This is a genomic window from Alteromonas sp. S015 (assembly GCF_036864485.1).
In the GTDB taxonomy this organism is placed as follows: Bacteria; Pseudomonadota; Gammaproteobacteria; order Enterobacterales; family Alteromonadaceae; genus Alteromonas.
The window spans coordinates 39582-51896 of the sequence record NZ_JAZETO010000005.1 but is presented as its reverse complement, the minus strand read 5'-3'; the positions used below and the strand labels follow the sequence as shown (position 1 = coordinate 51896).

At 42.9% G+C, this 12315-nt stretch carries 13 protein-coding genes; 7 read left to right on the top strand and 6 right to left on the bottom strand.

Annotated elements, in window-relative coordinates; genetic code table 11:
- The first annotated feature begins 43 nt into the window (after positions 1–43).
- From V7R42_RS10730 to V7R42_RS10715, 4 genes are read left to right on the top strand one after another with little or no spacing between them, the layout of a single operon-like run.
- The gene (locus tag V7R42_RS10730; protein WP_334020206.1) at positions 44–781 is read left to right on the top strand and encodes a 5-oxoprolinase subunit PxpA; all 738 of its coding nucleotides are present in this window, start codon (positions 44–46) and stop codon (positions 779–781) included.
- A gap of 56 nt (positions 782–837) precedes the next feature.
- Complete coding sequence (locus tag V7R42_RS10725) at positions 838–1617, top strand: 5-oxoprolinase subunit B family protein (protein WP_334020205.1); 780 nt, start codon at positions 838–840, stop codon at positions 1615–1617.
- The gene (locus V7R42_RS10720; protein ID WP_334020204.1) at positions 1614–2561 is read left to right on the top strand and encodes a biotin-dependent carboxyltransferase family protein; all 948 of its coding nucleotides are present in this window, start codon (positions 1614–1616) and stop codon (positions 2559–2561) included. The genes V7R42_RS10725 and V7R42_RS10720 overlap by 4 nt, the downstream gene beginning before the upstream one ends.
- Positions 2558–3424, top strand: coding sequence for a D-amino acid aminotransferase (locus V7R42_RS10715; RefSeq protein ID WP_334020203.1), 867 nt, complete (start codon positions 2558–2560; stop codon positions 3422–3424). Before V7R42_RS10720 ends, V7R42_RS10715 begins: the two co-directional genes overlap by 4 nt.
- Before the next feature lie 51 nt (positions 3425–3475).
- Here the strand turns inward: V7R42_RS10715 and fur are convergent, their stop codons facing one another.
- Entirely contained in the window at positions 3476–3904 is a 429-nt protein-coding gene (gene fur / locus V7R42_RS10710; RefSeq protein ID WP_179983643.1) for a ferric iron uptake transcriptional regulator, read from the bottom strand.
- A gap of 316 nt (positions 3905–4220) precedes the next feature.
- On the opposite strand from fur, the gene V7R42_RS10705 reads away from it, so the two are divergent.
- Positions 4221–6227: a methyl-accepting chemotaxis protein gene (locus tag V7R42_RS10705; RefSeq protein WP_334020202.1), complete on the top strand. Its 2007-nt coding sequence runs from the start codon at positions 4221–4223 to the stop codon at positions 6225–6227.
- A 101-nt stretch (positions 6228–6328) separates the two neighbouring features.
- On the opposite strand, the gene fldA is transcribed toward V7R42_RS10705, so the two are convergent.
- From fldA to V7R42_RS10680, 5 genes are all read right to left on the bottom strand, one after another.
- Complete coding sequence (fldA, locus tag V7R42_RS10700) at positions 6329–6853, bottom strand: flavodoxin FldA (protein WP_014949739.1); 525 nt, start codon at positions 6851–6853, stop codon at positions 6329–6331.
- Positions 6854–6879: 26 nt separating this feature from the next.
- Entirely contained in the window at positions 6880–7098 is a 219-nt protein-coding gene (locus tag V7R42_RS10695) for a DUF2788 domain-containing protein (RefSeq protein WP_012519093.1), read from the bottom strand.
- Between the two features lie 125 nt (positions 7099–7223).
- Positions 7224–8003: an alpha/beta fold hydrolase gene (locus tag V7R42_RS10690; protein ID WP_334020200.1), complete on the bottom strand. Its 780-nt coding sequence runs from the start codon at positions 8001–8003 to the stop codon at positions 7224–7226.
- Between the two features lie 83 nt (positions 8004–8086).
- A complete protein-coding gene (locus tag V7R42_RS10685) occupies positions 8087–8485 on the bottom strand; it encodes an H-NS histone family protein (RefSeq protein WP_334020199.1) in 399 nt (132 codons plus the stop codon).
- A gap of 122 nt (positions 8486–8607) precedes the next feature.
- Positions 8608–10257 carry an electron transfer flavoprotein-ubiquinone oxidoreductase gene (locus V7R42_RS10680; RefSeq protein ID WP_334020198.1) on the bottom strand — a complete coding sequence of 550 codons (1650 nt, stop codon included), beginning with the start codon at positions 10255–10257 and terminating at the stop codon, positions 8608–8610.
- Between the two features lie 374 nt (positions 10258–10631).
- Here V7R42_RS10680 and V7R42_RS10675 point away from each other — a divergent pair, with 374 nt between their 5' ends.
- A complete protein-coding gene (locus tag V7R42_RS10675; RefSeq protein ID WP_014949735.1) occupies positions 10632–11384 on the top strand; it encodes an electron transfer flavoprotein subunit beta/FixA family protein in 753 nt (250 codons plus the stop codon).
- On the top strand, positions 11381–12307 hold the full coding sequence (locus V7R42_RS10670) for an electron transfer flavoprotein subunit alpha/FixB family protein (protein ID WP_334020197.1): 927 nt from the start codon (positions 11381–11383) through the stop codon (positions 12305–12307). The genes V7R42_RS10675 and V7R42_RS10670 overlap by 4 nt, the downstream gene beginning before the upstream one ends.
- Positions 12308–12315: the final 8 nt, after the last annotated feature.

Below are 12315 nucleotides of genomic sequence, written 5' to 3'. Positions count from 1 at the left end.
ACAGGTAACATGATACTGGAATGAACGTAAGAGCTAAACCATTATGAAGTTAAATTGCGATTTAGGTGAAAGTTTTGGCGCGTGGTCAATGCCAGTGGAATCAGCCATCATGGAGGAAATCGATCAAGCAAACATTGCGTGTGGTTTTCATGCTGGTGATCCATTGGTAATGAAGCAGGCTGTTTTTTTAGCAAAAACTCACGGTGTGGCAATTGGTGCACATCCGGCATATCCAGACCTACAGGGCTTCGGCCGCAGAAGTATGGCTATAGTGGCAGATGAACTCCTCGCTATGATCCAATACCAAGTGAGCGCGTTATCGGGTATGGCCGCTTTATATGGGGCTAGCGTTAGTTACGTTAAACCGCACGGTGCGCTGTATAACGATATGATGAAGGATGCAGGTATAAGACGTAGTGTTATGCAGAGTATTGCTGACATCAATGCGCAATCATCACAAGGCCTATTAACCCTGATGGTGCAAGCCACTGAGAAAAACGACCTTATCAAAAAAGAGGCAAAAGAATTTGGATTGCCGCTCTACTTTGAAGCCTTTTCTGATAGACGCTACACCGATGACGGTTTATTGCAGTCACGTAATATTGAAGGTGCGGTGTTAAATGAAAATGAAGCACTCATGCAGGCTGAACAGCTTATAGAGTCTGGAACGGTCACTACAGCATCGGGAAACACGTTGAAAGTTGAAGCTGATTCTCTATGCGTACATGGCGATACGCTAGGCGCGGTAAGTATTGCTCAAAGGATCAGAGCATTTCTATAAATTTGCCTCATAAAAAACACATTTACTAAGAATAATTACTGTATCAAGGACAGAAAATGCAAGCTTTTGGGCGTATTAAGCGAATTGTGACAGCGGGTGCTGACGCCATAATGGTGTATTTTGACGGCGCGAATCTGGACGAAGCAAACGATGCTTGTCACCAATTATTGTCAGCTATAGATATTAGACAAAGGGAAAGTCAAATATCAAAGGGTTCAAAAGCTAATGAAGAAGATGCCTCGAATTCGTGGTATTGGTTACGAGAGGCGATACCTTCCTACGATAGTTTGTTAATTATTTTTGATATGGCGTTAATTGACAGCCACGGTGTGTATCGCGCATTACGAAGAATAGATATTGAAGGTATAAGCCCACACGTTAACGTAGCTAAGCTAAGTGGCGAAGGGAAGGTGATTGAAATACCTGTCTGGTATGGCGCACCCAACGCCAGCGATCTCAGTATAGTAAGCAAAAAAACTGCGCTATCTATTGAAGAGGTTATCGAGTTACACACCAGCGTAACTTATAAAGTGTACGCCGTAGGGTTTTCACCTGGTTTTGCCTATATGGGCGATATTCCAGAAGCACTTAAATGTGCGCGATTAGGTACTCCGCGTAAGCGCGTTCCCAAAGGTGCTGTCGCAATCGCTGATAGGCAAACTGCCGTTTATCCCAGTGAATCACCTGGAGGGTGGAATTTACTTGGTCTGACTGCGTTCGACATGCTGTTGCATAAAGCGGAGCACAGTAAATCTCGATTAAAAGCGGGAGATGTAGTGAAGTTTGTTTCAATTACAGAACAGGAATACAAAGCTGGATTGCAGGTCGAATTATGAAAATTGAAGTACTCAGCAAAGGACTGTTTAGTCTTGTCATTGATAACGGCAGAGTAGGTCAACAGAGAGACGGATTTTGTGAATCAGGCCCTATGGATAGTAACGCCTATGATTGGGCCAATTTTCTTGCTTTCAATTTAGACGGTACGCCCTGCATTGAAGCTATTGGTGAAGTGCGATTGAAGGTTGATGAAGATTGCGTTATTGCTGTTACCGGCAGGGAATCAACACTTTACGTAGATGGGAGTTCCAGAGAGGTTTACCAAAGCCAAGCTATATCAGCCGATTCCACCATCACTTTCGGTAGCGCACTACTTGGCAGCAAGGCCTATTTGGCGATAGAGGGGAATTGGCAGATACCTAAAGTAGTTGGAAGTGCAAGCACTGTGGTTCGTGAGCATTTAGGTGGGTTAGATGGCAAAGGGAGTGCGTTAAAAGACGGCGATTATTTTGAAGTTTTGGCTAATACAAGAATACAAAACAACGCTAAAATGCGCTCATTGCCTGCACACCATATCGATGATTACGGCTTTTTAGAAGCAATTAGGGTTGTGCCGGGGTATCAATTTTCAAATTTCAGTGCTGTTGCCGTACGAACATTTGAAACTAGCACCTATACGGTTTCATCAGCTATCGATCGTATGGGCTTTAGGTTAACCGGTGAACCGGTTGCCTCTGACATTGAGGATATGCGATCTGAAGCTATTCACTTAGGGGCAATTCAAGTGCCCGGTGACGGGCAACCTATTGTGATGATGCGTGATAGACAAACATTAGGGGGCTACCCCAAACTTGGTTGTGTGAGTCCCTGTGATATAAGTCGCTTAGCGCAAGCCGTGCCAGGTGAAAAAGTGAATTTTGTTTTTCAACATGAAGAAGAAGCGAGGACAGACTGGCTACTAATGACAAGTAGGCGTCGCCGATTACAAGGAGAAATATTGTGACGATTGCGTTTTTAAACGGTGAGTATATGCCTCTTTCTGAGGCGAAGATTTCTCCGATGGACAGGGGCTTCCTTTTTGGTGACGGTATATATGAAGTCATACCAACGTATTCTGGTAATGCAGTAGGCTTTAAAGGGCACACTTCCCGTATGGCGCAAGGCCTGAAAGCCATAGAAATTACGAACCCGTTTTCGGCAGAAGAATGGCAAAACATTTTGTTTACCTTGGTTGAGAAAAACAAGGCGTTTATTGAAAGCGGAAACGTAGGTGTTTATTTTCATGTAAGTCGTGGTACCGACACTAAACGATTTCATGCCTATCCCAAGAATATTGCGCCAACGGTATTTGGTTTCGCTTTTGAAATAGCGCCACCTCAGCCTACAGTTAAAGCCGATGCAAAACCTTTTAAAGTTGCGCTTCAGCAGGATAAAAGATGGCAACGATGCCATATTAAATCCACTTCATTGTTAGGCAATGTAATGCACTATCAGGCAAGCGTTGATGCTGGTGTTAATGAAACTATTCTGTATAACAGCGAGGGCATGATAACCGAAGCAAGTTCATGTAATGTCTTTATGGTGAAAGACGGATGTATTTCAACACCGCCACTAAATCATGAGCTCCTTCCTGGTATTACACGCGCTATTGCTATAGAAGCATTTAAACAAGCGGGTCTGGTTGTAACCGAGACTTGGTTTAGCAAAGATGAATTGTTAGACGCAGACGAAGTATGGTTAACCTCATCGAGCAAAGAAGTGGCTCCGGTGGTTGAAGTCGACGGCAAACCCATTGGAACAGGAGAAGTTGGGGAAGTGTGGGAACAGGCAATTAAGGCTTACCACGCGTACAAATTTAAAGCGTGACAAAAGAAAGGCCCGCTTTACGCGGGCCTTCTTCTAGAAAAAGGTTATGACTTATTCAGGTGCGTTGTCGCAGTTACCGTCTGTACACTCACCGTATAAGTACAAGCTATGATGCGTTAGCTTCATCTTATGTTGCTTAGCAATCATCTCTTGACGCTCTTCAATAATCTCATCTTCAAACTCAATCACTTTGCCACATTTAAGGCATACTAGGTGGTCGTGGTGATCTTTATGGCTGATTTCAAATACTGATTTTCCACCTTCGAAATGATGGCGGTTAAGAATGCCTGCATCATCAAATTGGTTTAATACACGGTATACGGTAGCGAGACCAATCTCTTCACCCTGTTCGATAAGAATTTTATACACGTCTTCAGCGCTGATGTGTTGGTTTTCTGGCTCTTGCAGAATTTGTAAAATTTTAAGGCGAGGCAGAGTGACTTTTAGCCCTGCTTTTTTCAATTCTTTATTTTGATCCATTACAACCTACTAAGAACGAGTGAATAAGTATTTGGAGGTTATTATAGGTAAGTTGAAACAATTTAAAAGTAAAACCGTGGAAACTTTGTTTTCTCGATGAAAATTTACTCATTGTTCAACTTTTTCAAAAAATGTCTTGTGGGCAGAGGCCGCGGTGAATCTGGCCTGACCAGATTGTAAGTCACAGATTTATCTAATAAATATGTAATATAAATAAAACTTTTGATGCATTGAATTAACATCCTGTTAAACTAAACTTAATAAGACGATAAAGCGCTCTTGAATTTTTTGGCATGTTTTTTTGGTGGAAGTGCCCATGCAGTTAACAATTATAAATAAAATTACGCTAGGCTTTGGCCTATTCGGCTGCTTATTATTACTTACAAGTATTCTTTCCTATTTTGGTCTTAGCGGGATAAAAGATTCTGCGCAAGACGTTGTAGAGCAAAAGATGCCGGTTCAGACCAGCATGGTAAAAGTAAAGACAGAGATCTTGTCTTTATCGGTGATTACTGCCAACGGGTATCATGTCGAAAACAGAGAGGAGCTGGTAGCTAACAAAGAGACATTTGATATTTTATCTTCCGCATTCTCTAACGACTTGTCTCGTTTAAACTCACTCATGCCAAATAACGCGGTAGCCAGTAACGCTGTCGAGGTTAGTCTAGCCTACGTTAATAGTAGTAACGACATGTATACCGCTATCAACGAGCGAATGAATATCGAGAAGGCCCTGGCTGCACAGCTTGAAAAAGTCTTAATGACGGCCGATGAGGCCAGTGCCCTAATGCTAGACCTTTCTTATTTAGAAGGGGATAACCCGAGTATTGAAACGCTAATTGGTGCCGGTACGGCTATAGACAATAAATTGCTTACAATGAATGATTCATTCATTGAACTCGCTGAAACGGATAACGCTACGCAAAGTGCCAGTATTATTGAAGATTTAGAATACCAATTGAGTAATTTGCAGGTTGATAAAGACTATGTAAACCGTTTGGCTACTGGGGTTGATGACGGCGGTACGATAGCATCTTTTAACGATCAATATGATTTACTGATAGAAGCGGTAAACGGTGCAAATGGATTAATTGCTTTGCAGCGACAAAAGCTTTCAGAAGTAGACAAAGCAGCAAAGGCTCAGAAGGAAGCAAAAGCAGCGTTAGAAACCGCACTTGCCGACATTAATACTTTGTTCGACGCTGTCCAGAAGCAATCTCTTGAAGGGCAAAACGCCATTCTTGAGTCTGTGCAGGCGAACTTGGTGCGCAACATCATGGTGGCGGCACTGGGCTTGGTGGCAGCGATAGTTTTAGCGGTTATTGTAACGCGAAGTATCTCTAAACCCCTTGGTCGCATTAATAAAGGGTTAAGTCAGCTGAGTAAGGGAGATTTGAGTACCAAGCTACCTGAAGAAGGTAATGATGAATTTTCGGCTCTTTCCGCAAAAGTAAATAGTTTGACTGATAGTTTACGAGAGCTCGTGGGCAATATACTGGAGCAAGAAAAACGCCTTATAGATATTACAAAAGAAAGCGTTGAGCTTGGCAATAAAAGTTTATCTGAGGTAGACAAGCAACGTGAGCATGTAACGGTAACGTCTACAAATACTAAAAACGTACAGGAAAAAAGCCGTAGCAACCTCGCTCAAATTAATGACGCTATGGACGCCCTGCGTGATATAACAAAGCAAAGTGCGGATATTGGTCAATTGGTTCGAAAAAGCAGTCAGCAGGTGGGTAACCAAGCTAAACAGGCGGAATCGTCGGCGCAGATTATTGGCCGGTTAGATGATAACTCACGCAGTATTGGCAGCATCTTGGATGTAATCAAAACCATTGCAGAGCAAACCAACTTGTTAGCGCTGAATGCGGCCATCGAAGCTGCCAGAGCCGGCGAACAAGGTAGAGGCTTTGCGGTTGTTGCTGATGAAGTGCGAACGTTAGCCAACCGCACCCATGACTCTACGGAAGAAATTGAGCAGATGATTGGAAATCTACAGAAAGATGCTGCGCAGGCAGTAAAAGCAATTAACGCAGGGCGCGAACAAGCGCAAGAAGGCGTAGAAATTACCCAGCAAGTATCTCAACAAGTAGAGAGTATTAGAGAAATCATTGAGCGGTTAAGTGACATTAACGAACACATTGTGGCCGATACCGAACAACAAGATGTTTTACTTGGCGATGTTGCGAAAAGTTTGAACCGCATAGTTGCACTAGCCGACTCCAGTGCACAAAGCACGCGCCAGTCGAACGAGTCGACAATGTTGCTGGATGCGCAAACAGAGAGCTTAAGAAAAGCAGTAGAGCGGTTTCATCTTTAGCCACTTTTTACAGACTGCTTTTGATAGCGGATGCTACCAATAAAACGCAAAAAAAAACCGCTCATCAGAGCGGTTTTTTGTATTATTCTTCGCAGGTGTGCCTAAGCAAGTTCTGCCAAGCAAAGTTCGTCGTGAATCTGCTTACACCATGCTTTAACACGAGAGTCTGTTAGCTCTGGTTGACGGTCTTCGTCGATACCAAGACCAACAAAGTGGTTGTCGTCAGCCATGCCTTTAGACGCTTCAAAGTCATAGCCTTCAGTTGACCATTGACCGACTAAAATAGCACCTTTGGCTTCAACGATGTCGCGTACCATGCCCATCGCGTCTAGGAAGTACTCTGCATAATCTTCCTGGTCTCCACAGCCAAAAATAGCCACTAGCTTGTCATTGAAGTCAATTTGCTCTAGTTCAGGAAAGAAGTCATCCCAATCGCATTGCGCTTCACCGTAGTACCACGTAGGAATACCAAAGATAAGCAAATCAAATTCAGCGATGTCTTCTTTACTGCTCTTGGCAATGTCTTTAACATCAATTAGCTGTTTACCCAATTCCTTCTGGATCATTTTCGCAACATGTTCGGTATTACCCGTGTCACTTCCGAAAAATAGGCCAACGCTTGCCATATCTAACCTCTATTAATCGTTACTAATTAAACGCCTGTGCTTAGCCAAAACCATTCAATAATGCCCTTCGCAAGAAACCCTAATGCGCCTAAACCCAGCACACCGTACGTTACCACTCGTCCAATAAGTGGCACATCGTTCTTACGCAGTACATCGTGTACAGCAAAACCCATCAACCCAAAAAGGATAGATAAGCCGCCATACAGCATGATGGACTCAATGAGTTCGTAATTTTCTGCAAGCATAGTGTTGTTACTTAAAAAAAATCTGGCGCAACTATATCACAGTATATACGCCTGTAAGAGCCTAAAACGTTCAAAAATAGGTAATAATAGTCATTCTCATCTTAAATTATGATGAAATCCTTTCTTTACGCTGATTTATTGAGCGTTCTTTCTACAACGGCGTTAAAGACCGCTGGCTTTTCTGCATGCAACCAGTGGCCAGTACCTTCTATTACATGTGCTTTAGCCTTGGGAAAATAACGCATTATTTCATCGCGATAGGCTGGCGTAATATAATCAGACTCACTGCCTTTTATGAATAAGGTTACGCCATCAAACGTTTGGTTTGTTTGTTCCCAATCAATAATGTGCGAATAACTGGCAATTAATCCATCGACATTGAAACGCCATTTCCAATCGCCATTTTCATCTTGATATAGGCTCTTCAATAAGAATTGTCGAACGCCTGGCTCTTTCACATGTTTAGCCATTTCTTTTTCAGCATCCTTTCTACTTTGAATTGCATCTAAAGGAACGGCCTTGAGTCCAGCAAAGACGGTTTGATGACTATGGTCGTAAGATACGGGTGCAATATCGGCGACAATGAGGTGCGAAACAACGTCGCCATGGTTTAATGCTAATCTCATGGCTACTTTGCCGCCTAATGAGTGGCCTAAAACCGCACTTGCATCAATATTTAGCGACTTCATCGTCTCGAACACTGCATTCGCAGCATCATCAACAGAAAACGAAGATGTCCATGGGGATTCACCGTGGTCAGGCAAATCAAAACTGATCACGTTGTAATTTGACTCAAAGTGACGCTTAATACCGGCCAAGTTATCGGCATTTCCAAATAACCCATGTATGAGTATTAGCCAGGGGGCACTGGAAGCGCATTCTGATAGTTTGTAGTTTAACTTCACAATATACTTATCCGTTACTGAACATGCAGCTCAAGTAAAACAAAGGCCTGCAAAAACAGGCCTTATTTAATTCACAATTTCAATTATTTAATGGCATAATCGTCAAGTGATTTGCCGCTGTCTAGTGCGTCTTTATAAACGCGAGGCATACGTCCAATACCTGTCCAAAGATGCGCTTTACCTTCGCTATCTACAAGCTTGTATTTAACCGGACGTTTTTTACCTACTTTTTTGTTCGTCTCTATATTTAATGCCTGTAGATCTTCGACATTTAAACCCGCTTCTTCCATTTGTTTTTTAATAGCCGTGAGCTTTTCTAACTTTTCTTTCTCGAGCTTTTCTTGTTCTTCTAATTTTTCTTTTTTTCTTTCAATTATACTGCTAAGTTTTTCTTGAACTTGTTCAAGCTCTTCAATGCTTAATTCCTTAACAGCACCTTGTAAACGTCTTCCGTGGGTTAAAATATCTAAAAAATCGCTCATTAATTAACCTTAATACGTTGTACTAAATTTCTTTAAGATAATAATTAAAAGTAGCACAAAAAAAAAGCGAGCTAGGCTCGCTTTAAAAAAATATAAGTTAAGTAACCGAATAATGCATTAAATTACATATTTGGGTAATTCGGGCCTCCAGCACCTTCAGGTACTACCCACTTTATATTTTGGCTAGGGTCTTTAATGTCGCAAGTTTTACAGTGAACACAGTTTTGCGCATTAATTTGGAAACGCTTTTCACCTTCTTCTTCAATTACTTCATACACACCGGCGGGGCAGTAGCGCTGCGCGGGCTCTGCAAATCTAGGTAAATTAACCTGCAAAGGAATGGAAGGGTCCTTTAATTTCAAATGACAAGGTTGGTCTTCTTCATGGTTAGTATTAGATAAAAACACAGAAGATAATTTGTCAAAGCTTAGCACGCCGTCTGGCTTTGGATATGAAACCTCTTTCGAATCTTTTGCTTCTTTAAGCTGCGCGTAATCTTTGTGCTCATCTTTCATGGTGAAAAACATATTACCGTTGAAGATATTTTGCTCCAACGTATTAAATGCGCCACCCCAGAAATTACCGAGTTTATGGATAGCAGGGCCAAAGTTACGAGAACGGAACAATTCGTTGAATAGCCACGACGATTTGAATTTCTCTGTGAAGCTGGTTAACTCTTTTACAGGTGCTTCAGCATTTTCTGAAATTGCTTCGAAAATACTTTCTGCTGCTAACATGCCAGACTTCATTGCCGTGTGATTACCTTTAATTTTGGCGAAATTAAGCGTACCCGCTTCACAGCCAACTAGCAATCCGCCAGGGAAGGTCATTTTAGGTAACGAATTAAACCCACCTTTTGAGATGGCTCTTGCGCCATAGGAAACACGCTTTCCTCCCTCTAAGTACTGCTTAAATACAGGGTGATGTTTTAGACGTTGGAATTCGTCAAACGGACTCAGGTAGGGGTTGGCGTAATTAAGGTCTACGATTAGGCCAACAAACACTTGATTATCTTCAGCGTGGTAAAGGTAGCTACCACCTGTTGCATCGTCAAGTGGCCAGCCTGCACTGTGAACCACGAGGCCTGGCTGATGCTTAGATGGATCTATATCCCAAATTTCTTTAAAGCCGATGGCATAGTGTTGCGGTGAACTATCTTCATCTAATTTGAAGTGTGAAATCAGCTCTTTTCCTAAGTGCCCGCGACAGCCTTCCGCAAACACCGTATATTTAGCACGTAGTTCCATACCTGGCATGTAACCGTCTTTCGGTTCACCATTTTCACCCACGCCCATGTCGCCAGTAAGTACACCACCAACGCTGCCGTCTTCATTATAGATGACTTCAGAAGCTGCGAAACCGGGAAAAACTTCAACACCTAGTTGTTCAGCTTGCTCTGCTAACCAGCGACACACATTACCCATAGACACAATATAGTTGCCATCGTTGTGCATGGTTTTCGGGGTAATAGCGTTAGGTAGCTTCTTCGCTGACGTCTCATCATTAAGTAGGTAAATGTGGTCTTCAGTTACTGGTGTATTGAGTGGAGCACCTTTTTCTTTCCAATCAGGAAAAAGTTCGTTTAGTGAGCGCGGCTCAAACACGGCACCAGAAAGAATGTGTGCACCTACCTCGGAGCCTTTCTCGACCACACAAACCATTAGCTCTTGGTCTTTTTCATTTGCAAGCTGCATAAGCTTACAAGCCGTTGATAATCCAGCTGGGCCGGCACCGACGATGACTACGTCAAACTCCATCGATTCTCGTTCCACGGGAGGCTCCTTATGTTTGTATTTTTATAATGCACTATTGATGAAACAAATAATGCTTTGTGTCAAAAACATGTAAATTAATTGTCGTTTTGCAAGGTAATGCAGGTTGACGTTTACGTCAACAGTAAGTACATTGCAAAGCAGTTTACGTTAACGTTAACTGACAGTTCATTATAACTGTTCGTGAACGTGGTGTTAACGGCGTTTTAAGGCTAGCCTTTAAAAAAAAACGTACGTTCCACGGATTCTTTTTTAACGTAGAGCACATTGTTAAAGTTTCAAAAAGCGTGGTGAAGTAATACGTTTTTAATTATTAATAGTTAATTATTAATGAAACGTAATAGACACCGACGAACTCAACAATTGAGGTAAATATGAAAATACTCGTACCGGTCAAACGCGCGATCGACTACAACGTTAAGGTAAGAGTGAAGGCCGATGAATCTGGCGTAGATCTTACCAACGCCAAAATGGCCATTAACCCTTTTTGCGAAATTGCTGTTGAAGAAGCCGTTCGGTTAAAAGAAAAAGGTGTGGCCACTGAAATCGTTGTGGTTTCAATTGGTGATAAGAGCTGCCAAGAACAAATACGTACAGCACTAGCCCTAGGTGCTGATCGTGGTATTCAAATTGATACCGACCAAAATCTTGATTCACTTCAAGTGGCGAAGCTGTTATCTAAAGTCGTTGAAGAAGAGCAACCACAGCTTGTTATTCTTGGTAAGCAGAGTATCGACTCTGACAATAACCAAACCGGACAGATGCTTGCAGCACTTACTGGTATGCCGCAGGGTACTTTTGCGTCAGAAGTCGTTGTCGACGGCGAAAAAGTAAATGTAACCCGTGAAATTGATGGCGGTCTTCAAACTGTTGCACTTTCTCTTCCAGCGGTAGTCACCACAGATCTTCGCTTGAATGAGCCGCGTTATGCATCGCTTCCGAATATCATGAAGGCAAAACGCAAACCGTTAGACGTTAAAGCGGCTGCGGATTTTGGTGTTTCACTTGACTCAAATGTTAAGGTGCTAAAAGTGACGCCTCCGCCTCAGCGCGAGGGTGGCATTAAAGTGGCAGATGTTGCTGAGTTGGTAGACAAGTTAAAAAATGAAGCAAAGGTGATCTCATGAGCGTACTCGTATATGCAGAACACGATAATGCAAGCTTAAAGACTGAAACGCATAAGCTTGTGAATGCCGCGCAGAAAATGGGTGGCGATATTCACGTGCTAGTCGCAGGTGAAGGTTGCCAAGCAGTAGCTGAAGCTGCGGCGCAAATTGACGGTGTTACTAAAGTACTTGTTGCTGACAATGCTGCATACAAGCATCAGCTAGCCGAGAATACGGCTGACTTAGTAGTAGAACTTGCTGGTGACTATAGTCACATTGTTGCTGCCGCAACCACGACAGGTAAGAACTTCATGCCTCGCGTAGCGGCTTTATTAGATGTAGCGCAAATCTCTGACATCATTGGTGTAGAGAGTGAAGATACCTTTGTTCGTCCAATCTATGCAGGTAATGCTATTGCTACCGTACAATCATCTGACGCAAAGAAAGTCATTACTGTACGAGCTGCATCATTTGATGCTGCATCAACAGGCGACAGCGCAGAAGTTACGTCATTAGACGTTGTTAAGGGCAGCGAGAAGTCTGACTTTGTATCTGCAGAATTAACTGAATCTGAACGCCCTGAGCTCACCGCAGCCGAAGTGGTTATTTCAGGTGGTCGCGGTATGCAAAACGGCGACAACTTCAAGCTGCTTGAAGGCATTGCCGACAAGCTTGGTGCTGCCATCGGTGCGTCGCGCGCTGCGGTAGACGCAGGGTTCGTTCCTAACGATATGCAGGTAGGTCAAACAGGTAAAATTGTTGCGCCCCAGCTTTATATCGCGGTAGGTATCTCGGGCGCTATTCAGCACCTTGCAGGTATGAAAGACTCTAAAGTGATTGTTGCTATCAACAAAGATGAGGAAGCGCCAATCTTCCAGGTTGCAGACTACGGGTTAGTAGGCGACTTGTTTGATGTACTTCCAGAGCTTGAAAATTCGTTGTAAATCGAATT

Coding starts and splice junctions, on each gene's coding strand:
- V7R42_RS10730 (WP_334020206.1), top strand. CDS start 44: ATGAAGTTAAATTGCGATTTAGGTGAAAGTTTTGGCGCGTGGTCAATG.
- V7R42_RS10725 (WP_334020205.1), top strand. CDS start 838: ATGCAAGCTTTTGGGCGTATTAAGCGAATTGTGACAGCGGGTGCTGAC.
- V7R42_RS10720 (WP_334020204.1), top strand. CDS start 1,614: ATGAAAATTGAAGTACTCAGCAAAGGACTGTTTAGTCTTGTCATTGAT.
- fur (WP_179983643.1), bottom strand. CDS start 3,904: ATGGATCAAAATAAAGAATTGAAAAAAGCAGGGCTAAAAGTCACTCTG.
- V7R42_RS10705 (WP_334020202.1), top strand. CDS start 4,221: ATGCAGTTAACAATTATAAATAAAATTACGCTAGGCTTTGGCCTATTC.
- fldA (WP_014949739.1), bottom strand. CDS start 6,853: ATGGCAAGCGTTGGCCTATTTTTCGGAAGTGACACGGGTAATACCGAA.
- V7R42_RS10695 (WP_012519093.1), bottom strand. CDS start 7,098: ATGCTTGCAGAAAATTACGAACTCATTGAGTCCATCATGCTGTATGGC.
- V7R42_RS10685 (WP_334020199.1), bottom strand. CDS start 8,485: ATGAGCGATTTTTTAGATATTTTAACCCACGGAAGACGTTTACAAGGT.
- V7R42_RS10675 (WP_014949735.1), top strand. CDS start 10,632: ATGAAAATACTCGTACCGGTCAAACGCGCGATCGACTACAACGTTAAG.
- V7R42_RS10670 (WP_334020197.1), top strand. CDS start 11,381: ATGAGCGTACTCGTATATGCAGAACACGATAATGCAAGCTTAAAGACT.